The organism is Actinocorallia aurea, assembly GCF_054783995.1.
Genome location: NZ_BAAGPQ010000027.1, coordinates 143,418 through 163,305, shown reverse-complemented (window position 1 = coordinate 163,305; position 19,888 = coordinate 143,418). Strand labels below are relative to the sequence as shown.

Below are 19,888 nucleotides of genomic sequence, written 5' to 3'. Positions count from 1 at the left end.
CCGAAGGGAACACCGTCATGAGCAAGCCCGACACCATCGTCCTCATCCACGGCTTCTGGGTGACCCCGCGATCCTGGGAGGACTGGATCGCGCACTACGAGGCCAAGGGCTTCAAGGTGATCGCGCCCGCCTACCCCGGCTTCGACGTCGAGGTGGAGGCGCTGCGCGCCGACATGACGCCGATCGAGGAGCTGACCGTCCCGGGCGTCGTCGACAGGATCGCCGGCATCATCGAGGGCCTCGACTCCCCGCCGATCATCATGGGCCACTCCGCCGGCGGCGTGTTCACCCAGCTCCTCCTCGACCGCGGGTACGGCGCCGTCGGCGTCACCCTGAACTCGGCGCCGACCGAGGGCGTCAAGGTGGTGCCGCTCAGCCAGCTCAAGTCGACTTTCCCGGTGCTGAAGAACCCGGCGAACCACCACAAGGCCGTGCCGATCGACTTCGCGCAGTGGAACTACGCGTTCACCAACACCTTCCCCGAGGACGAGTCGCGCCGCCTCTTCGAGCGCTACTCCGTCCCGGTCTCCGGCCGCGTCCTGTTCGACAGCGTCCTCGGCAACTTCCAGCCCGGCCACCAGGCGACCTGGGTCGACTACCACAACGACAAGCGCGCGCCGCTGCTGTTCCTCTCGGGCTCCGAGGACCACATCATGCCGCCGAAGGTGCAGGCGTCCAACGCCAAGCACTACAAGTCGGACACCGTCACCGAGGTGAAGGTCTACGAGGGCTACCCCCACCTCATGCCGTCGGCGCCCGGCTGGCAGGACATCGCGGACTACGCCCTGTCCTGGGCCCTCGCCCACGCCCGCTGAGGCGGACCCGAGAAGGGGCGGGCACGGAGGGGCGGGCACGGAGGGGCGGGCGCCGACCGCGCCGCCTGCGCCCGCTCCTCCTCTTCGCACCGCGCGCCCTTCCCGGATGCACCGTGTCCGCATCGGGCCGCGCCGGGGCCCGGGGCACCCGTCAGGACGCCGCGGTGGCGAGCACCCGGTGGCGGTGGCGGCGCTCGGTTCCCGGGATCATCCGGCTTCGTCGGCGTGGGGGTCGAGGGCGTGGGGGTCGAGGGCGTGGAGGCGCCGCAGGACGAACGCCTGGGCGGGGGCGGAGGCGGGCAGGCAGAGGGCGGCGCGGTAGGCGTCGGCGGCCTCGGGGGCGCGGCCGAGGCGGTTCAGGAGGTCGGCGCGGGCCACGTGGAAAGGGCGGTGGCGGCGCAGGCGCGGGTCGGCGGCGAGGCCGTCCAGCAGGGCCAGGCCGGCTTCGGGGCCGTCGGCCATGGACACCGCGACGGCTCGGGCCAGGGCCGCGACCGGCGACGGGGCCAGCGCGAGGAGCACGTCGTAGAGCGCGACGATCTGCGGCCAGTCGGTGTCGGCTGCCGTCGCGGCCTCGTCGTGCAGCGCGCCGATCGCGGCCTGCACCCCGTACGGGCCGGGCGGGCCGCCGGTGAGCGCCCGCTCGGCCAGCGCCCGGCCCTCCTCGATCATCGGCCGGTCCCACCGGCCGCGGTCCTGGTCGGCCAGCAGCACGGGCAGGCCCGCGGAGTCCGTGCGGGCGTCCCGGCGGGCGTGGCCGAGCAGCATCAGCGCCAGCAGGCCCGCGGTCTCGCGTTCGGCGGGCAGCAGCCGGTGCAGGAGGCGCGCGAGGCCGATCGCCTCCTCGGCGAGCTCCCGGCGCAGGAGGTCCGGGCCGGCGCTCGCCGCGTGCCCCTCGGTGAACAGCGAGTACAGCACCTGGAGCACGCCCGGCAGCCGTTCGGGCTGCTCCGCCGCGGACGGCGCGCGGAACGGGATCCGCGCGCCCCTGATCCGCTGCTTCGCGCGGACGATCCGCTGCGCCATCGTCGCCTGCGGCACCAGGAACGCCCGCGCCACCTCGGGCGTGCTCAGCCCCGCCAGGCAGCGCAAAGTGAGCGCGGCGCGGTCCTCGGGGGCGAGCGCGGGGTGGGCGCAGGTGAAGAACAGCACGAGGCGCTCGTCCGGCAGCCCCCCTTCGCCGTCGGACGGGGCGGGCGGCGGCGTCCGCTCGGCCTCCGCCTGGAGCACCGCCAGCCGAGCGGCGTACGCCCGGTCGCGCCGCAGCCGGTCGACCGCCCGCCGCCGGGCCGTGGTGAGCAGCCACGCGCCCGGCCGGGACGGGACCCCGTCGACCGGCCAGCGCGCCAGCGCCGCCTCGATCGCCTCGGAGGCGACGTCCTCGGCCAGGTCGAGGTCGCCGAACCTGCGGACGAGGGCGGCGAGCAGCCGCCCGCGCTCCTCCCGGAACACCCGCTCGACGTGCCCGCCCTCGTCCGGCACGGTCAGGCCCCGAAATCCGCGACGGGCCGCACCACGACCGTGCCGCCGCCGCGCGCGCCAGGGCAGCGGGCCGCCCAGTCCAGCGCGGCGTCCAGGTCGGGCACGTCGAGCACATAGAAGCCGCCGAGCGCCTCGTGGGTCTCGGGGTACGGCCCGTCGGTGACGACCCGGGCCCCGTCCGCGGCGACCCGCACGGCGGTCGCGGTCACCAGGTCCGCGAGCGACTCGCCCGCGACGAGGATTCCGGCGTCGCGGACCTCCTTGTCGTAGGCCATCCAGTCCGCGGGCGTGCAGCCTTCCGCGCCCCCGTCCTCCGCGACGGCCCCCGCGTGGATCAGCAGCAGGTACTTCATGGCGATCTCCTCTGAGCTCCGGTGCGTGCGGCGGCCGCCGCACACCCTGACGACGAACGGTCCCCGCCCGTATCGACAGCCCCACCCGGATTCTTTCGAAATCCTGCCCCACGGGCGGAACAGGCCTCCCCGACACGGGGACGAACGGCAAGAATCATCCGGAAACCGAGCAGGGAGGGCATGTGGGCGGCACGGTGCTGGTGACGGGCGGCAGCGGGTTCGTCGGGAGCCATCTGGTGAAGGCCCTGCTGGGGCGGGGATACCGGGTACGGGCGACGGTGCGCGATGCCGGGGACGAGCGGAAAGTGCGGCCGCTGAGGGGTTTGCCGGGCGGTGAGCGCCTTGAGCTGTTCGAGGCCGATCTGATGGAGCCAGGGTCGTTCGCGGAGGCGATGGACGGGTGCCGGACCGTGTTCCACGTGGCGTCGCCGTTCCGGATGCCGGAGAAGATCCGCGACGGGGAGGACGAGATGCTCGCGCCCGCCTTCGAGGGGACGAAGAACGTGCTCGCGAGCGTGGACGCGACGCCTTCGGTCGAGCGGGTGGTGCTGACCTCGACGGTCGGGGCGATCTTCGGCGACTACATCGACGTCCGCGACATGAAGGACGGAACGCTCACCGAGGAGTACTTCAACACGACGAGCACGGTCGAGAACAATCCGTACCACTACGCCAAGACCGTGGCGGAGCAGAAGGCCTGGGAGATCGCGGGCGCGCAGGACAGGTGGTCGCTCGTCGTGGTCAACCCCGGACTCGTGCTCGGGCCGTCGTTCACGCCGGCGTCGGAGTCCGGCAGCCTCTTCCTCATGGACGAGCTGATGCGCGGCCTGTTCTTCTACGGGGCGCCCGGGTTCAGCTTCACCATCGTCGATGTCCGCGACGTCGCCGAAGCGCACATCCTGGCCGCCGAGAACCCCGCCGCCGAGGGGCGCTACATCCTGGCCCATCCGGATATGTACTCGTTCGCACAGATGGCCGCGATCATCCGTTCCCGCTACCCCCGTAAATACCTCATCCCCCGGCACACCGTTCCCGACTGGGCCGTCCGCGTCCTCGGCCCCCGGTTCGGGCTCACCCAGGACTACATCCGCAACCACCTGGGCATCCGCTTCACCGTCGACAACACCCGCAGCACCCGCGACCTCGGCCTCGTCTACCGCCCGGCCGAGCAGACCGTGCTCGACCACTACGCGGCGTGGCTCCACCGCTGACGATGCCCCGGAACCACCGCTGACAGGGCGCGCTGCTCCGGCGCCGACGCGGCCCGTCAGCCCGGGGACGCCCCGGGCAGGCCGTCGCCGTCGCCGTAGAAGTTGTCGAGGAAGAGGTCGAGCGACGCGAGGTCGGGATGCGCCAGCATCCCGGCATGCGTCGAGTCCGCCTCCTCCAACTGCCGCATCCGGGCCCGCACGACCCGCACGACGTCCCCCGTGGCCTGGTACCAGCGCGCGAGGAGATCGCGCTCTTTCCCGAAATCCGCATCGCTCACACCGGCATACCTACCCGGTCTCCCCCGTTCCACCCGTTTCCCCAACGCGAGCCAGCGGATCTTGCCCCACGCGGCGCGCGGCGCCACCGGTTCACCGCTCGCGGAGGGCCGGAGGTCCGCCGCGCCGTCGCGGACCGGGTGCGGACCTGCCGGGGAAGGCCGGGAGTCCTCGGGGGACGGCGGTCAGGAGGGGGTGGGCGGGTCGAGCATCGGGACGAGGAAGCGGCGGGCGAGGGCGGCGAGCTGGGCCTCGTCGTCGAGATCGACGACCCGGCTCGGGATGGCGAGGAAGGACGCGGAGATCCGGACCATCATCTCGGCGACGAGATCGGTGTCGAGGTCGGCCGCGACGTGGCCCGCGCTCTGCTCGCTGCGGATCTGCCCCGCGACGAACTGGCGGACCGTCGCGATGAGGGCCCCGTCGTTGATCATGGACGGGACCATGAAGTCCGGCTCGGTCGCGATGAGGCCGCCGATGAGCGGGTTGCCGCGGATGGCGCGCAGGGAGCTGACGAAGCCGAGGACGACGCGGTCGGCGGCGGTCTCGGCCCGCGCGATGTCGGCGAGGAACTGGGCGAAGTAGCGGCGGAACTCGCGCCGCACCACCTGCTCGACGAGCGCGTCCTTGGTCGCGAAGCGCCGGTACACGGTGATCCGGGAGACGCCGGCGCGGCGCGCGACGTCCTCCATGGTCGTGCGCTGGACGCCCATCCGGCAGAACAGCTCGTAGGCCGCGTCGAGGACACGGGCGCGGGAGGCGTCGAGGTCGTCTTCGACGCGTTCGACCGCCTCGGTGTAGGCGCGCTCGATCAACGACTCCGGATCAGCCGCCGAAGGCGCCGCGATCGGGGAGAGCTCTGGCTCCATGGTGTCTCGCTTCCTCCCGGGACCGGCCGCCCGCCCGCCCGTCGCCGACTTTCACGATAGGGCCTTGAGCCGACGTTCCGGGAGCGCGCCGAATGGGCCTTGTGGCGCCCGTCACACCTGTGTTGTCATGACGGAGCGATGATACGTGGATTCATACGAAGTTTCATCGTATCAGTGGGTTTGCTTGCGGCTTCAGGAGGAGCGAAGGCATGGAGATACCCAGCAGACGCAACGTGCTGAGGGCGGGCGGCGCCCTCGGCGCGGTCGGCGCGATCAGCGCGTCCACCCCCGCGTGGTCGTGGTCGGCGGCGGGCTCCGTCGTCGGCAGCGGCGCGGGACTCGACCCGAAATGGGTGTGGGACCCCGAGGCGGACGCGCTGGTCGCCTCGCTCATCGACCGCGGCGACGTGCCCAGAGTCAACGAACTGCTGCGCACGTGGACCAAGAACGGGCAGGCGCTCCCCGCCGGCCTGCCCGCCGACCTCAAGGCGTTCATGGAGTCCGCCCGGGCCCTGCCCGCGTGGGCCGACCAGGCCAAGCTGAAGACCGTCGTCAAGTTCAACGAGAAGCGCGGCCTGTACCTGGGCCTCCTCTACGGCCTGGCCAGCGGCATGGTCAGCACCGTCATCCCCAAGGAGGCGCGGGCGGTCTACCACTCGCAGGGCGGCGCCGACATGAAGGACCGCATCTCCAAGACGGCCAAGCTCGGCTACGACATCATGACGGCGAAGTCGTTCGAGGCCGACGGCACCATGATCGTCACCTGTGTGAAGACCCGCCTCGTGCACGCCGCCGTCCGCCACCTCCTGCCGCAGTCGCCCTACTGGACGGCCTCCGCGGACGAGGACATCCCCATCAGCCAGGCCGACCTGATGGTCACCTGGCACAGCCTCCCGACGACCGTCATGAAGAACCTCGTCGCGTGGAAGGTGCCGATCCCCGCGGCCGAGTCCGAGGCGTTCCTGCACTCGTGGCAGCTCGTCGGGCACCTGCTCGGCATCAAGGACGAGTACATCCCCGCATCTTGGGACCAGGCCAACCTCCAGGCCAAGCAGGTCCTCGACCCGATCCTCGCGCCCACCACCGAGGGCATCGCCCTGGCGGACATCCTCGTCAACCTCGGCAAGGAGATCGACGGCTCCGTCCTCAGCGAGCCCGTCCTGTGCTCCATGACCCGGTTCATGCTCGGCGAGCAGATCGCCGACTGGCTGAAGCTGCAGAAGACCCCCGTCTTCGACGCCCTTCTGAAGTCGAGCTGGAAGCCCTTCATCGCCGTCCGCGAAGGCCTCCTGCCCTTCCCCCTGGCCCCCGCCGCCTACTGGACCTTCGACGAGATCCTCCGCAAGTTCACCCTGCTCTTCCTGTCTGAGGGCGCGCCCATCAGCATCGAGATCCCCGTCACCAACCGCCCTGCCTGACCGGCCGCCCGGTCAGCCGCGCCCCGTCCCGCCGTCCGGGCACCCGGCCGAGCGGGCGGGCGCTCCGCCGGCTCAGGAGCTCTTGAGCGTGCCGCCGTCGATCACGTAGTCGGCGCCCATGATGGGCGCGGCGAGATCGGACAGCAGGTAGACGATGAGGGCCGCGACCTCGTGCGGCTCGGTGAGCCGCCCGGTCGTGATCCCCGCGGCACGCGGCAGCCGGGCCAGGAACGTGCCGGGATCGGCGCCGAGCGCCGCCGCCATCTTCCCCCCGAACCCCTCCGGATCCTCCCAGATCCCCGTCCGCACGACGCCCGGCGAGACGGTGTTCACCCGCACTCCGCGCGGCCCGAACTCCTCGGCGAGCGCCTTGCCGAACGCCGTCAGCGCCGCCTTCGCCGCGCTGTAGGCCGCGGGCCCCCCGGACGGCATCCTCGCGTTGATCGACGACACGTTCACGACCCTGCCCCCGCGCTCCAGCAGACTCGGCAGGGCCGCCCGCGTCGCCCGCACCGCGCTCATCAGGTTGAGTTCGAAGACCCGCGCCCACGCCTCGTCTCCGACGTCGAGGAACCCGCCCGGCACGACGTCGTCGCCCGCCCCCACGTTGTTGACGAGCAGATCCACCCCGCCCGCCACCTCGACCGCCCTGTCGATGAGCGCGGCCACGCCCACGGCGGTGCCGAGGTCCACCGCCACGACCTCCGCGCCCGTCGCGACCAGCTCCGCGGTGACCGTCCGGGTCCCCCCGACGACCCGCGCCCCCTCGGCGACCAGCGCCCGGACCGTCTCCAGCCCGATCCCCCTACCGGCCCCGGTCACCACCGCGGTCCTGCCCGCCAACCCGAGTTCCACCTGCGGCCCGCCCTTTCCCCGAGAGTCGGCCAAGGCTAGCCCCTCATCGACCCCCTCGCCCCGTCCTCACCGCCGGCACCGGCATCGTCGTCTGGCTCCCCCGACCCGGCCGGCCGGACGTCGGCGGCATCTGGGTCTTGTGGGTCGGATGCGGAGTGTGTTCTCATGAGCGCACTCGATGGTACGCAGATGCTTGATCTGTTTCCCCGTATCATGGGGCGGCCTCGGCCGAAGTTCGATGGGAAGGCGGCGACACGGGATGAGCATCTACGACGCGATCGGCGGGGCCGCGGCGGTCGGCACCGCGGTGGACGACTTCTACCTGCGGGTGACGGCCGATCCCGAACTCGCCCCCTACTTCACCGGCGCGGACCTCGCCCGGCTGAAGGCGCACCAGCGCGCCTTCATCGCCGCGGCCGTCGGCGGCCCCGAGATCTACCGCGGCCGCGACATGGCCGCCGCCCACTCCGGCCTGGCCATCACCAACGCCCACTTCGACCGGGTCGTCGCCCACCTCGCGGCCACCCTCGAAAAGCTCGACGTGCCCGCGGGCACCATCGGCGAGATCGGCGCCGCCCTCTCCCCCCTGCGCTCCGCCATCGTCCAGCCGCCCGCCGACCTCCGCTGAGCCACCGACCCTGCGCCTTGACGCGGTAAGGCAGCGTTTCGCACCGCCGGGCCGGCGGCCGAACCGCAGCGGTGGCTCACCGCCGGTCGCTGGTGCCCCTCGAGCCGAGCGACCGGTGGCCGCTCGGCGGGCGCCACCGCGTCTTACGGACCTGAGCCACGTCACGATCCGGCCGACCAAGCTCACGCTCGGCCGTTGACGCGCGAACTGGGCGCGCTTACGTTCGCTGCAACTTCCGAGGAACCGGAGAGTCCGGAGACCGCGACGGCCGACCCGACCCAGCGCCGAATCCCGGACCCTTCGCCGCTTACCCGACAGAGGCGGAAAGGAGCCGCCTCGGACGGCCGGCCCACCCCACGGGAGTTCTCACACGCCCGTTCAGTTGGAGGAAGAGCCATGTCCTGGAAGACGAAGCCGACCGCGCTCGCCGCGGCCACCACCGCCGCGGTCGCCCTGACGGCGTCCCCCGCCCAGGCGAGCGCCCCGTTCTCGGCCTCAGGCAGCCTGGTGGTCAAGGTCGGTCCCAGCGCGACCGTGGTCGCCCACTGCAACTCGTGGCTGGCCGGCCTCATGGTTCCCCTCGGGTCCGGCGACGCCGTGTACACCGTCCGCGAGGTCGGCTCCATCGGATGCGGCGGGATCGTCAGCCTCAACTCCGCCAACCTTCCGTGGACCGGGGGCTTCCTCAGCGGCGTCGCCACCCAAGCGAACTTCTCCCTGCTCTACCTCGGCTGCCCCTACTACGGCACCCTGACCGGTATCGCCACCGGCTCCGTCCCGACGGGCACCGCCGTCTTCAGCAACCAGCCCCTCACCACCGCAGGCGCCTGCCCCAGCATCAAAGTCGACGCCACCTACACCTTCTCGCCCTGACCCCCGACCCGAGCCGAGCAACGCACCACCCTGAACCTTTCACCATCGCCGCACGGCGCTTCCCGGGAACCGTCGAGAAAGAACAAGACCGTTCAGGGACCTTTCGATCTTGCTCGAAAAGGCTCGCGCCCCCGGCCAGGGTGGGAGCCGGGGGCGCGTTCTTGCTGGTCAGGCTACCTAACGGGGAGGCCGGTGACGGCGCGGCCGATGACGAGGCGCTGGATCTCGCTGGTGCCTTCGAAGATGGTGAAGATCTTGGAGTCGCGGTGCATGCGCTCTACGGGGTAGTCGCGGGTGTAGCCGTTGCCGCCGAGGATCTGGATGGCCTCCTCGGTGACCCTGACGGCCGTTTCGGAGGCGTGGAGCTTGGCCATGGAGCCTTCGGCGTTGTGGAAGGCGTGGCCCTGGCGGGCCATCCAGGAGGCGCGCCAGATGAGGAGGCGGCTGGCGTCGATGCGGACCTTCATGTCGGCGAGCTTGAAGGCGATCGCCTGGAAGTCGCCGATCTTCCTGCCGAACTGCTCGCGCTCGCGGGAGTAGTCGAGGGCGTAGTCGTAGGCGGCGCGGGCGACGCCGAGGGCCATCGCGCCGACGGTCGGGCGGGTCGTCTCGAAGGTCTTCATGGCGGCCTGGCCGCCGGCCTTGGCGCCCTCGCGGGTGCGGGCGACGCGGGCGTCGAACTTCTCCTTGCCGCCGATCAGCAGGCGGTTCGGGATGCGCACGTTGTCGAGGATGACCTCGGCGGTGTGCGAGGCGCGGATGCCGTGCTTCTTGAACTTCTGGCCCTGGGAGAAGCCCGGGGTGTTCGGCGGGATGATGAAGGAGGCCTGACCGCGCGAGCCGAGTTCGGGGTAGACCGAGGCGACGACGATGTGGACCTCGGCGATGCCGCCGTTCGTGGCCCACGTCTTGGTGCCGTTGAGCACCCACTCGTCGGAGGCCTCGTCGTAGACGGCCCGGCAGCGGATCGAGCCGACGTCGGAGCCCGCGCCGGGCTCGGAGGCGCAGAAGGCGCCGAGCTTGACGTCGTCGGGGGTGCCGAACATCTGGGGGGCCCACTCGGCGATCTGCTCGGGGGTGCCGGTGGCGGCGAGGGAGGCGGCGGCGAGGCCCGTGCCGGTGATGGCGAGGGCGATGCCCGCGTCGCCCCAGTACAGCTCCTCGAACGTGACGGGGATGCCGAGGCCGGAGTCCTCGAAGGACTGGGTGGCGAAGAAGTCCAGGGAGTACAGGCCGATCTTGGCGGCCTCCTGGATGATCGGCCAGGGAGTCTCCTCCCGCTCGTCCCACTCCTCGGCGGCGGGCCGGATGACGTCACGGGCGAACTCGTGGCACCAGGCCTGCGCGTCGCGGACGTCCTCGGTGAGCTCAAGGGAGAAGCTCTTCGCTGGCTCGGACATGCTGTAGGTCCCCTTGGATCGATCGTCCAATGAAATGTGTTACCCACGGTAGCACCCGAGGGTTACCCACGAGTAGGCCAAGGGCGCGGCCGCAACCAGGCCGTGACCGGACTCACAGTGGCCCGTCGGCACGGTGCACGCGAACGGCCCGCCCACCCGGGTGGACGGGCCGCGCGAGCGGTGAGGGATCAGCGCATCGTCAGCGCGTACTCCTCGATCTCGATCATCGGCGGGCGCTCGCCCACCGAGGCGTCCCTGTCGGACGGCAGGTAGCCCGCCGCGTCGCGCCGGAACTGGGTGAGGGTGGGCGACGGGGCCGACAGCGGCATCATCAGGCCGTGCCGGTCCAGCCGCGACCACACGGTCTGCAGGATCTGCGCGGACATCGCCGCGAGGACGTCGGTCGGCTGGTGGGAGTGCTCCCGGACGCCGAGGTCGACCTGGGCGAGCCCGTCGAGTCCGACGAGTTCGTAGGCGTCGAGCAGCAGCCCGACCTCCACGCCGTAGCCGGTGGCGAAGGGCAGCCGCTCCAGCAGCGAGCGGCGTCCGGCGTACTCCCCGCCGAGGGGCTGGACGACGCCGGCGAGCGCGGGCCAGTGCAGGTTGAGCAGCGGCCGTGCGACGAGTTCGGTGACGCGTCCGCCGCCTGCGAAGGCTTCTTCCGCGCCGTTGTAGGGACGGTCGTAGCACGCTTTCACGTAGGAGACCGAGGGATCGGACAGCAGCGGTCCGAGGAGGCCCGTCACGAAGGAGGACGAGAAGTTCAGCAGGTCGGCGTCGACGAAGACCACGAGGTCCCCCGACGTGACGGCCAGCGACTTCCACAGCGCCTCGCCCTTGCCGGACAGGAACGGCAGTTTGGGCAGGATGGAATCCTGGGCGAAGACCTTCGCCCCGGCCGCGGCGGCGACCGCCGCGGTGTCGTCGACGGAACGGGAGTCGATCACGACGATCTCGTCCACCAACGGGGCCCGCTCGACGAGGTCGCGCCGGATGGCGGCGACGATCGTCCCCACGGTGTCCTGCTCGTCGCGCGCGGGCAGCACGACGCTCACCGTGGTCGAGCCCTTCAAGCCAAGCAGGGTTTCGACCGGCCAGTCCGCGGCGGAGCCGGACCGGCGGCGGAGCCAGTCCGAAGCTTCTGCGAGCACAGCACCCTCCTCTCCTGAAAAGGAACACCGCGGGCATCCCCGATCATCCACCCGCATATACGGAGGCTAGGAGACCGACCCCTGAACTTAACCGTCCGAAACATGGAGTTCACAGGCGGGGTCGGACCGCGTGAAGTGGAACGATCCGCTCGCGCGGGAAGGTTCCGGGCCGCCGTGCCGTGCCGAAAGATCATCCGCCCTTCCGGATCACCGCCCGTCCGTGCTGTGCTTGTCCAGGAACATGTAGACGTCCGCCTCGTCGACGCCGGGGAAGGCGCCGGGCGGCAGGACCGAGAGCACGTGGGAGTGCGCCCGGGCCGACGGCCACACCTGGCCCTCCCAGCGCTGGGCGAGGTCGGCCGGGGGGAGCCGGCAGCAGTCGCCGTCGGGGCAGGAGGACTTGACGCGGTTGGCGGTCTCGCGGCCACGGAACCAGCGCGAGTCCTCGAACCGGACGCCGAGGGTGATCGCGAAGTCCCGCTCATGGCTCGGGTCGATGTGGGACAGGCACCAGTACGTCCCGGTGGGGGTGTCGGTGTACTGGTAGAAGACCGAGAAGCGGTCGTCGCTGTTGAAGACGCGCCGGCCGCCCCACTGGCGGCACATCCGCTGGCCCTCGATGGCCCCGTCCTCGTCGGCGGGGAAGACCAGGCCGTCGGTGGCGTAGGCCTTGTAGATCGTGCCGCTCTCGTCGTTCTTGGTGAAGTGGCAGCGCAGGTCGAGGTGCTGGGTGGCGATGTTGGTGAAGCGGTGGGCGGCCATCTCGTAGGAGACGGAGAAGATGTCGGCGAGGTCCTCGACCGACAGCTCCCGGTTGGCCTTGGCGTCCTGGAGGTAGGGGACGACGGTCGTCTCGGGGATCAGGGTGGCCGCAGCGAAGTAGTTGGCTTCCACGCGCTGGCGCAGGAAGTCGGCGAAGTCGCGGGGGACGGAGTGGCCGAGGGCGACGTGGCCGAGGGTCTGGAGCAGGATCGTGCGCGGCGTGTGCATGCCGAGCTGCTCGCGCTCCAGGTAGATCCGCCGGTTGCGCTGGTCGGTGATCGACCTGACGGACCGGGGCAGATCCTGCACGTACCGCAGCGAGTACCCGAAGTGCTGGACGAGGGACATCAGCATGCCCTGGGACAGCGCGCCCGACTTGTAGCCGACGGATTCGAGGGTGCGCCGGGCGACCTGCTCGATGTCGCCGAAGTAGTTGCCCCGGTCGTGCATCTTGCGGCGCAGCTCGGCGTTGGCGATCCGGGCCTCCTCGGGGGAGGCGGTCGGCTTGGTGCGGGAGCGCTTGAGCTCGTCGTAGAGGCCGAGGAGGTGCTCCAGGACGTCGTTAGGCAGCCTCTTGGACGCCTTGAGGTACGGCAGCCCGAGGGAGGTGTAGATCGGGTCCCGCTGGGCCTCCTCCAGGGCGATCTCCAGCTGGGCGCGCCGCGAAGGGGCCTCTCGCTGGAGAAGTTCCTCGACGGGGACGCCGAGGGCGTGCGCGAGGGACTGGAGCAGCGAGAGCTTCGGCTCCCGTTTTCCGTTCTCCAGAAGAGACAGCTGGGACGGCGCCCGGCCGACTCGTTCGCCCAGCTCAGAGAGGGTAAGACCACGCTGACGGCGCAAGTGCCGCAGGCGCTGACCGAACACGGAAAGGTCTACACCACTCGACAAGTTCAACGATTCTTCGCTTCGCAAGGTCGCCACGGCTTGATAGTACCGCAAAAAGCGCAGAACTTTCTGTTACTTACTAGTAGAACCTTGATGTCAAGAGACGCACACTCGGAGACATAGCACCCAGGGGACGACGAACGAGGGAGCAAGACAATGACTGAGGGTCGCCTCAAGGGCGCAGCGGAAGAGCTGCAGAACGCCTGGAACACGGACGAGCGCTGGAACGGCATCGAGCGGACCTACACGGCCGAGGACGTCGTCAAGCTGCGCGGCTCGGTGCAGGAGGAGCACACCCTGGCCCGCCTGGGCGCCGAGCGCCTGTGGAAGCTGCTGCACGAGGAGGACTACGTCCACGCCCTCGGCGCGCTGACCGGCAACCAGGCCGTCCAGCAGATCAAGGCGGGCCTCAAGGCCATCTACCTGTCGGGCTGGCAGGTCGCCGGTGACGCGAACCTCTCCGGCCAGACCTACCCGGACCAGTCGATCTACCCGGCCAACTCGGTCCCGGCCGTGGTCCGCCGCATCAACAACGCGCTGCTGCGCGCCGACCAGATCACCTGGTCCGAAGGCGCCGAGGACGCGCCGCACTGGCTCGCCCCGATCGTGGCGGACGCCGAGGCCGGCTTCGGCGGCGTCCTCAACGCCTACGAGCTGATGAAGGGCATGATCGCCTCCGGCGCCGCGGGCGTCCACTGGGAGGACCAGCTCGCCTCCGAGAAGAAGTGCGGCCACCTGGGCGGCAAGGTCCTCATCCCGACCGGCCAGCACATCAAGACCCTGAACTCGGCCCGCCTCGCGGCCGACGTCTCGGGCGTCCCGACCCTGGTGATCGCGCGGACCGACGCAGAGGCCGCGACCCTCATCACCACCGACGTGGACGAGCGCGACCGCCCCTTCATCACGGGCGAGCGCACCGCCGAGGGCTTCTACCGGGTCCGCAACGGCGTCGAGCCCTGCATCGCCCGCGCCCTGGCCTACGCGCCGTACTCCGACCTCATCTGGATGGAGACCGGCACCCCGGACCTGGAGCTGGCCCGCAAGTTCGCCGAGGCCGTCAAGGCCGAGTACCCGGACCAGATGCTGGCCTACAACTGCTCGCCTTCCTTCAACTGGAAGAAGCACCTGGACGACGCGACCATCGCGAAGTTCCAGCGCGAGCTCGGCCACATGGGCTTCAAGTTCCAGTTCATCACGCTGGCCGGCTTCCACGCGCTCAACTACTCGATGTTCGACCTGGCGCACGGCTACGCCCGCGAGGGCATGACCGCCTACGTCGACCTCCAGGAGCGCGAGTTCGCCAGCGAGGCCCGCGGCTACACCGCGACCAAGCACCAGCGCGAGGTCGGCACCGGCTACTTCGACCTGGTCTCCACCGCGATCAGCCCGAACTCGTCGACCACCGCCTACAAGGACTCCACCGAGTCGGAGCAGTTCCACTAGGCCGCGGCCCATCCGGCCGAACCGCCAGGCCGGCCACGGCCTCCTTCGGCCACAGCGAGGCCGTCCCCTGGGCCCACCCTCCCGGGGACGGCCACCCGACACGCGCGGCCACTCCCCCTCCGCCGCGCGCGTCCCCTGAGAGGGGCCCTTCCGGACCGTGCATCCGGGAGGGCCCCTCGTCTATGTTGGAAGGTCCGTGCCGCGGACCGGGGGGAGCCGTTGACCTACGCGCTGGTGTGCTGGTTCTCCTTCCGGCGGAACTCCTCCTACCGCCTGGCGGCCCTCGGCGAAGCGGTCTCCAACACCCTCTTCGGGTTCATCCGGGCGTTCGTCCTCATGGCGCTCTGGGAGTACCGGCCCGACCTCGGCGGCTACACCGTCGCCGACGCGATCACGTTCAGCTTCCTCACGCAGGCGCTCATCGGGCCCGTCCAGATCTTCGGCGGGCTCGACCTCGCCGAGCGCGTCCGCACCGGGGACATCGCCATCGACCTGCACCGGCCCGCCGACCTCCAACTCTGGTGGCTCGCCGACGACCTGGGCAGGGCGGCCTTCACGTTCGTCGCCCGGGGCGTGCCGCCGATGGCCGCGGGCTGGCTGGCGTTCGGGCTCGTGCTGCCCGACGGACCGCTCCGCTGGGCGGCCTTCCTCTGCTCGGTCGTCCTGGCCGTCGTGGTGAGCTTCGCGGTGCGCTACCTCGTGGCTCTCGCCGTCTTCTGGGTGCACGACGCCCGGGGCATCGAAGGCCTGGCGATGGTCTGCTCGCTGTTCTTCTCCGGGATGATCCTTCCCCTCGTCGTCTTCCCCGGCCTGCTCGGCGACGTGGCGAACGCGCTGCCCTGGGCGGCGCTCGTCCAGGTGCCCGCCGACGTCTTCCTCGGCAAGCGCCAAGGCTGGGACCTCGCCTGGGCGTACGCCTTCCAGGCGGCGTGGGCGGCGGCCCTGCTCGGCCTCGGAAGGGTGCTCACCGGCGCGGCCCACCGGAAGCTGGTGATCCAGGGTGGTTAGGACGTGGGGGCTGCTCGCCTGGACGTGGGTCCGCGCCGCCGCCCAGTACCCCGTCACCCTTGTCGCGATGGTCGGCGGCGCCGCCGTCAGCACCTCCCTCGACCTCATCGCGATCGTCATCCTGTTCACGCACATGCCCGTGCTCGGCGGGCTCTCCGCGCCGGAAGCGGGCTTCCTTTACGGCGCGTGCCAGCTCTCGTTCACCTTCAGCGACCTCGCCGTCGGGTCCGCCGACAGGCTCGGCAGGCACATCCGGGCCGGGTCGCTCGACACGATGCTGATCCGGCCCGTCGGACCGCTGGTGCAACTGGCCACCGAGGACTTCTCGCCGCGCAAGCTCGGCAGGCTGCTGCCGTCCGGGACGGTCCTCGGGTGGAGCGCGGCGCGGCTCGACCTCTCCGCGGCGGACGCGGCCCTGACCTCCTTGATGATCGTCAACGGGGCGGTGCTGTTCGGGGCCCTGTGGGTGCTGGCGGCGGCCGTCCAGTTCGTGCTGGTGAACGGGCACGAGGCGACCAAGGCGGTGACGTGGGGCGGGGTCTTCATGGCGCAGCACCCTCTGTCGCTCTACGGCCGTGACTTCATGCGCGCGCTCACGTTCACCGTGCCGCTGGCCTTCGTGAACTGGCAGCCGTCGCTCTTCATCTTCGGCCGCCCCGATCCGCTCGGCCTGCCGACGTTCGTCAGGTTCGCCGGGCCCTTCGTGACCGCGGCGCTGTGCCTGGCGGCGGTCCTGGCCTGGCGGGCGGGCCTGCGCCGGTACACCTCGACGGGGAGCTGACGGACGGCGGCACCGTGATCACAGATCAGATATGGGTGACCTGTGTCAAATCGGCTTGATTCTGGCTATTTAGCCGCTATAGAGCGCTTTGAACTGCAAAATCCTTCCCCACGCAACTTCTGGGGCTAGATACCGATCTTGGCCTCATCCGGCCAACCACGGCGGCCGCTGTGGTGCCCGGGGGAAGATGAAGGCACCATGTGCCTCGGACAGGCGCACCATCAATCCAAGAATGTCCCTTTCGTGCCCATAGTCTTCTTGTGTATAGATCCTCTGACGAACGGGGGCAACTGCCCCGCACTGTTCGTCGACCCTACGAGCGGCGACCTCCTGTTCCAGGGGGACGAAGAAACCGATGCCGATACGCGCGCCCAGACGGCTCGACACAGCCCGATGGGCGAACGCGAGACGATGGTCCGCATCCCGGCCCGCATGCGGAAGCTGATCCTGGAGGCCCTCAGTGCAGCCGAAAACGGCGAACCTGCCCACCGGCCCGAGAACGGGCACCAGCCCGGGACCGGGCTCCCGCCCGCGAACGGACGCCGTCCCGCGAGCGGACGCCGTCCCACCGGCGGCCGCTGACCCGTGCCGGGCGCCTTCCGCCGCGTCCACATGAGCCGGTGAGCCCGCCATGCCGCAGCGCCCCTCCCCCTACCCTCCCGCCCAGGCCGCCCGCCAGGCGCTGGCCGACCGGCTGCGGGAGATCCGCCAGGACGCCGGCCTGACCGCCGTCGCACTCGCCCAGGCCGCGGGCTGGGACCGCACCCGGGTCTCCAAGATCGAGCACGGCGTACGCGCCGCCACCCCCGAGGTGATCCGCGTCTGGTGCCGCGCCTGCGCGGCCGACGAGCGCGTCGAGGACCTGCTCGCCGAACTGCGCACCGCCGAAGGCGTGTACGTCGAGTGGAAGCGCACCCAGCGCGCGGGTCTGCGCCGCCTCCAGATCGCCAAGGTCCCGCTGTACGAGCGGACAGGGCACCTGCGCGTCTACGCCTCCCAGGTGATCCCCGGCATGCTCCAGACCCGCGGCTACGCCGGCGCGCTGCTCACCTCCATCACCGAGCGGTTCGGCACGCCCGACGACGTCGCGCAGGCCGTCGAGGCCCGGATGTCCCGCCAGCGGGTGATGCGCGCGCCGGGGCACACGTACACGTTCGTCCTGGAAGAGGCGGTGCTCTACTACGGGCACGGCGGCCCGGCGGCGATGCGGGAGCAGCTCGACAGGCTCCTCGACGTGGTCGGCATGCCCAGGGTCGCGGTGCTGGTCATCCCGATGGGCGCCGACCGGGCCCGGCAGTGGGTGCTGGAGACGTTCATCCTCTACGACCGCGACCGGGTGGACGTGGAGCTGCTGTCGGCGGAGGTCGCGGTGACCACCCCGACGGAGGTGGCGCGCTACGAGGCCGCCTTCTCGGATCTCACGGCGATCGCCGTCGGGGACGAGGAGGCGCGGACGCTGATCGCGCGGGCGAGGGAGAGTCTCGGCTAAGTCGGGGGCCACACATTGCCACACCCCCTGCGTAACAAAACGCCCAAAACCTAATGTTCTGGGTAAGGCAGACATGCGCCGGAGAGGAGCCCCCCGTGCCCGACGCGCCAGCCGCCCGCAGAACCGCAAGCGGCGAGACGGCCCGGCCCCGCCGCCTGGCACTGGAGCACCTCGCCGTGCTCCTGCGCCGCAGGGGCTTCACCGTCCGCACCGAGCACTGGCACCTCACCGCGGCCCTCGACGACGGCGCACCCGTCGAGGTCTGGTGCCACACCCGTCCGGAAGACTCCGGCCGCCTCTGGTTCACCCACCCCGGCGGCACCCCCATCTCCCCCGCCGACCTCCCGGCGACCGCGGCGCTCGAAGTGCACAGGCAGGCCACCTCTCCCTGAGCATGGACGCCCGGACGCGCCGGATGGGACGCTGAGGGCCGGGCGGGGAGTTCTGGGGGGCGCATGATCCGGCTGGACGGGGTGACCAAGACCTTCGCGGTCCACACCCGCAAGGGGTTCCTGCGGCGGGACAGGACGCTCGTGACCGCCGTCGCGGAGATGTCGTTCGAGGTGGGGGCCGGCGAGTTCGTCGGATACCTCGGGCCCAACGGGGCGGGCAAGAGCACGACGATCAAGATGCTCACGGGGATCCTCACCGCGTCGTCGGGCGAACTGCGGGTCGCGGGGCTCGATCCGGCGCGGCGGCGGACCGAGCTGGCGCGGCGCATCGGCGTCGTCTTCGGCCAGCGGACCACTTTGTGGTGGGACCTCCCGCTGCGCGACAGCTTCGCCCTGATCCGCCACCTCTACCGGGTCGACCACGAGCGGTTCCGCCACAGGCTCGCCGAACTCACCGAACTGCTGGAACTCGGGCCGTTCCTCGCCACGCCCGTCCGCCAGCTCAGCCTCGGCCAGCGGATGCGCGGCGACCTCACCGCGGCCCTCCTGCACTCCCCCGAACTGCTCGTCCTGGACGAGCCGACGATCGGGCTCGACGTGGTGAGCAAGGCGACCGTCCGGGAGTTCCTCGCCCGGATCAACGCCGAGGAGGGCACGACCGTCCTGCTCACCACGCACGACCTCGGCGACATCGAGCGGCTGTGCCGCCGCGTCATGGTCATCGACCACGGGCGGCTCGCGTTCGACGGCACCCTCGACGACCTGCGCGCCACCGCGCCCGCCGACCGCACCCTCGTCGTCGACCTCGCCTCGGCGGCGCAGGCGCCCGTGCCGCCGCCGGGCATCCGCCTGATCAGGCGCGAGGGGCCCCGGATGTGGCTGGCGATCCCGCCGGACGTCAACGCGGCCTCGGTCGTCGCGTCGGTCGCAAGCGCGCACGACGTCGTCGACATCGCACTGCGCGAGCCGGACATCGAGGACGTCGTCACCCGGCTCTACGGCCGGGGCGCGACCGCGCCGGGCTGAGCGCGCCGCCCCGCCTGTCGCTGCCGGTCACTCGCCGCCGGTCAGTCGTCGGCGGCGGTGTCGCCGCCGATACCGGTGAAGATCAGGTTCGTGACGAGGTCGATCGCGGCGTCGGCCGGCAGGCGGGTCCGCGCCGGCTGGGTGAGCCAGGTGGCGTGGTACTCGGTCACCAGGGCCATCATGGCGCGGGCGACGTCCTCGGGCGGCCCCGGCAGGGTGCGGCCGGCGGCCGCGACATAGGCGAAGTGCCCGGCGAGGTCGGCGACGACCGGCGACATCAGCTCCGTCAGCCGGCGCGCGAACCTCTCGTCGACGAGGGCCGCCTGGCGCAGCGCGGCGAAGACCGGCGCCTGCTCCTCGCCCAGGGCCCACGACTGCGCGACGTGCCAGCGGACGGCGTCGCGCGAGGTGAAGTCTGGGCTGTGCGCGGCGTCGGCGGCGACCTCCTCGTCGCCGTGGTCCATGAGGTCCTGGAGCAGCGCCTCCAGGAGCTGCTCCTTGTCGGCGAAGTGGCTGTAGAACGACCCCGCCGACCGGCCCGCCTCCGCGGTGATGTCGGTGATCTTCGCGTTCAGGTACCCGACCCGGTCGAACACCCGCACCGCCGCCTCCTTCAGCGCGGCCTCCGTCTGCGCGGCTCGAAGCTTGCGCACCCCGCCCTCGGTCGCGTTCGCGCCCACTTACCCCACCTCCTTGCGAAGACGCTAGCACTCGGTTATGGTGAAATCGGATTCATCGAAACTCGATTCACTAAAACTCGGTTCACCCAAA

General features: G+C 71.1%; 20 protein-coding genes. 11 read left to right on the top strand and 9 right to left on the bottom strand.

The window, feature by feature from the left end:
- Window positions 1-17: 17 nt before the first annotated feature.
- Window positions 18-815 carry an alpha/beta hydrolase gene (locus tag ACYVOM_RS30240; protein ID WP_460306948.1) on the top strand — a complete coding sequence of 266 codons (798 nt, stop codon included), beginning with the start codon at window positions 18-20 and terminating at the stop codon, window positions 813-815.
- A 207-nt stretch (window positions 816-1,022) separates the two neighbouring features.
- Here the strand turns inward: ACYVOM_RS30240 and ACYVOM_RS30235 are convergent, their stop codons facing one another.
- A complete protein-coding gene (locus ACYVOM_RS30235; RefSeq protein ID WP_460306947.1) occupies window positions 1,023-2,297 on the bottom strand; it encodes an RNA polymerase sigma factor in 1,275 nt (424 codons plus the stop codon).
- Window positions 2,298-2,299: 2 nt separating this feature from the next.
- Window positions 2,300-2,650: a YciI family protein gene (locus ACYVOM_RS30230; RefSeq protein WP_460306946.1), complete on the bottom strand. Its 351-nt coding sequence runs from the start codon at window positions 2,648-2,650 to the stop codon at window positions 2,300-2,302.
- Window positions 2,651-2,832: 182 nt separating this feature from the next.
- Here ACYVOM_RS30230 and ACYVOM_RS30225 point away from each other — a divergent pair, with 182 nt between their 5' ends.
- Window positions 2,833-3,861: an NAD-dependent epimerase/dehydratase family protein gene (locus ACYVOM_RS30225; RefSeq protein WP_460306945.1), complete on the top strand. Its 1,029-nt coding sequence runs from the start codon at window positions 2,833-2,835 to the stop codon at window positions 3,859-3,861.
- A 56-nt stretch (window positions 3,862-3,917) separates the two neighbouring features.
- On the opposite strand, the gene ACYVOM_RS30220 is transcribed toward ACYVOM_RS30225, so the two are convergent.
- Complete coding sequence (locus tag ACYVOM_RS30220) at window positions 3,918-4,139, bottom strand: hypothetical protein (RefSeq protein ID WP_460306944.1); 222 nt, start codon at window positions 4,137-4,139, stop codon at window positions 3,918-3,920.
- A 183-nt stretch (window positions 4,140-4,322) separates the two neighbouring features.
- Complete coding sequence (locus tag ACYVOM_RS30215; RefSeq protein WP_460306943.1) at window positions 4,323-5,006, bottom strand: TetR/AcrR family transcriptional regulator; 684 nt, start codon at window positions 5,004-5,006, stop codon at window positions 4,323-4,325.
- A gap of 209 nt (window positions 5,007-5,215) precedes the next feature.
- On the opposite strand from ACYVOM_RS30215, the gene ACYVOM_RS30210 reads away from it, so the two are divergent.
- A complete protein-coding gene (locus tag ACYVOM_RS30210) occupies window positions 5,216-6,424 on the top strand; it encodes an oxygenase MpaB family protein (protein WP_460306942.1) in 1,209 nt (402 codons plus the stop codon).
- A 72-nt stretch (window positions 6,425-6,496) separates the two neighbouring features.
- Here ACYVOM_RS30210 and ACYVOM_RS30205 read toward each other — a convergent pair whose 3' ends face one another.
- On the bottom strand, window positions 6,497-7,312 hold the full coding sequence (locus ACYVOM_RS30205; protein WP_460306941.1) for an SDR family oxidoreductase: 816 nt from the start codon (window positions 7,310-7,312) through the stop codon (window positions 6,497-6,499).
- 226 nt (window positions 7,313-7,538) lie between these two features.
- On the opposite strand from ACYVOM_RS30205, the gene ACYVOM_RS30200 reads away from it, so the two are divergent.
- Both ACYVOM_RS30200 and ACYVOM_RS30195 read left to right on the top strand, forming a co-directional pair.
- Window positions 7,539-7,907 (top strand): group I truncated hemoglobin, encoded by a 369-nt coding sequence (locus ACYVOM_RS30200; RefSeq protein WP_460306940.1) that lies wholly within the window; start codon window positions 7,539-7,541, stop codon window positions 7,905-7,907.
- Window positions 7,908-8,303: 396 nt separating this feature from the next.
- Window positions 8,304-8,780, top strand: coding sequence for a hypothetical protein (locus ACYVOM_RS30195; protein ID WP_460306939.1), 477 nt, complete (start codon window positions 8,304-8,306; stop codon window positions 8,778-8,780).
- A 173-nt stretch (window positions 8,781-8,953) separates the two neighbouring features.
- Here the strand turns inward: ACYVOM_RS30195 and ACYVOM_RS30190 are convergent, their stop codons facing one another.
- The 3 genes from ACYVOM_RS30190 to ACYVOM_RS30180 form a co-directional block, all read right to left on the bottom strand.
- Entirely contained in the window at window positions 8,954-10,180 is a 1,227-nt protein-coding gene (locus ACYVOM_RS30190) for an acyl-CoA dehydrogenase family protein (protein ID WP_460306938.1), read from the bottom strand.
- A gap of 188 nt (window positions 10,181-10,368) precedes the next feature.
- A complete protein-coding gene (locus ACYVOM_RS30185; RefSeq protein ID WP_460306937.1) occupies window positions 10,369-11,331 on the bottom strand; it encodes a glucosyl-3-phosphoglycerate synthase in 963 nt (320 codons plus the stop codon).
- Between the two features lie 207 nt (window positions 11,332-11,538).
- Window positions 11,539-12,981, bottom strand: coding sequence for a helix-turn-helix domain-containing protein (locus ACYVOM_RS30180; protein WP_460306936.1), 1,443 nt, complete (start codon window positions 12,979-12,981; stop codon window positions 11,539-11,541).
- A 153-nt stretch (window positions 12,982-13,134) separates the two neighbouring features.
- On the opposite strand from ACYVOM_RS30180, the gene aceA reads away from it, so the two are divergent.
- The 6 genes from aceA (at window position 13,135) to ACYVOM_RS30150 (ending at window position 19,117) form a co-directional block, all read left to right on the top strand.
- Window positions 13,135-14,421 carry an isocitrate lyase gene (aceA, locus tag ACYVOM_RS30175; RefSeq protein ID WP_460306935.1) on the top strand — a complete coding sequence of 429 codons (1,287 nt, stop codon included), beginning with the start codon at window positions 13,135-13,137 and terminating at the stop codon, window positions 14,419-14,421.
- Between the two features lie 219 nt (window positions 14,422-14,640).
- A complete protein-coding gene (locus tag ACYVOM_RS30170; protein WP_460306934.1) occupies window positions 14,641-15,429 on the top strand; it encodes an ABC transporter permease in 789 nt (262 codons plus the stop codon).
- A complete protein-coding gene (locus ACYVOM_RS30165; protein ID WP_460306933.1) occupies window positions 15,422-16,210 on the top strand; it encodes an ABC transporter permease in 789 nt (262 codons plus the stop codon). The genes ACYVOM_RS30170 and ACYVOM_RS30165 overlap by 8 nt, the downstream gene beginning before the upstream one ends.
- Window positions 16,211-16,841: 631 nt before the next feature.
- On the top strand, window positions 16,842-17,699 hold the full coding sequence (locus tag ACYVOM_RS30160; RefSeq protein WP_460306932.1) for a helix-turn-helix domain-containing protein: 858 nt from the start codon (window positions 16,842-16,844) through the stop codon (window positions 17,697-17,699).
- 95 nt (window positions 17,700-17,794) lie between these two features.
- Complete coding sequence (locus ACYVOM_RS30155) at window positions 17,795-18,091, top strand: hypothetical protein (protein WP_460306931.1); 297 nt, start codon at window positions 17,795-17,797, stop codon at window positions 18,089-18,091.
- 63 nt (window positions 18,092-18,154) lie between these two features.
- Window positions 18,155-19,117 (top strand): ABC transporter ATP-binding protein, encoded by a 963-nt coding sequence (locus tag ACYVOM_RS30150; protein ID WP_460306930.1) that lies wholly within the window; start codon window positions 18,155-18,157, stop codon window positions 19,115-19,117.
- Window positions 19,118-19,158: 41 nt separating this feature from the next.
- Here ACYVOM_RS30150 and ACYVOM_RS30145 read toward each other — a convergent pair whose 3' ends face one another.
- Window positions 19,159-19,797, bottom strand: coding sequence for a TetR/AcrR family transcriptional regulator (locus ACYVOM_RS30145; protein WP_460306929.1), 639 nt, complete (start codon window positions 19,795-19,797; stop codon window positions 19,159-19,161).
- Window positions 19,798-19,888: the final 91 nt, after the last annotated feature.

What these genes read in the sequence shown, in the direction of transcription:
- ACYVOM_RS30240 (WP_460306948.1), top strand. Translation starts at nt 18, where the DNA reads ATGAGCAAGCCCGACACCATCGTCCTCATCCACGGCTTCTGGGTGACC.
- ACYVOM_RS30230 (WP_460306946.1), bottom strand. Translation starts at nt 2,650, where the DNA reads ATGAAGTACCTGCTGCTGATCCACGCGGGGGCCGTCGCGGAGGACGGG.
- ACYVOM_RS30215 (WP_460306943.1), bottom strand. Translation starts at nt 5,006, where the DNA reads ATGGAGCCAGAGCTCTCCCCGATCGCGGCGCCTTCGGCGGCTGATCCG.
- ACYVOM_RS30210 (WP_460306942.1), top strand. Translation starts at nt 5,216, where the DNA reads ATGGAGATACCCAGCAGACGCAACGTGCTGAGGGCGGGCGGCGCCCTC.
- ACYVOM_RS30200 (WP_460306940.1), top strand. Translation starts at nt 7,539, where the DNA reads ATGAGCATCTACGACGCGATCGGCGGGGCCGCGGCGGTCGGCACCGCG.
- ACYVOM_RS30195 (WP_460306939.1), top strand. Translation starts at nt 8,304, where the DNA reads ATGTCCTGGAAGACGAAGCCGACCGCGCTCGCCGCGGCCACCACCGCC.
- ACYVOM_RS30190 (WP_460306938.1), bottom strand. Translation starts at nt 10,180, where the DNA reads ATGTCCGAGCCAGCGAAGAGCTTCTCCCTTGAGCTCACCGAGGACGTC.
- aceA (WP_460306935.1), top strand. Translation starts at nt 13,135, where the DNA reads ATGACTGAGGGTCGCCTCAAGGGCGCAGCGGAAGAGCTGCAGAACGCC.
- ACYVOM_RS30160 (WP_460306932.1), top strand. Translation starts at nt 16,842, where the DNA reads ATGCCGCAGCGCCCCTCCCCCTACCCTCCCGCCCAGGCCGCCCGCCAG.
- ACYVOM_RS30150 (WP_460306930.1), top strand. Translation starts at nt 18,155, where the DNA reads ATGATCCGGCTGGACGGGGTGACCAAGACCTTCGCGGTCCACACCCGC.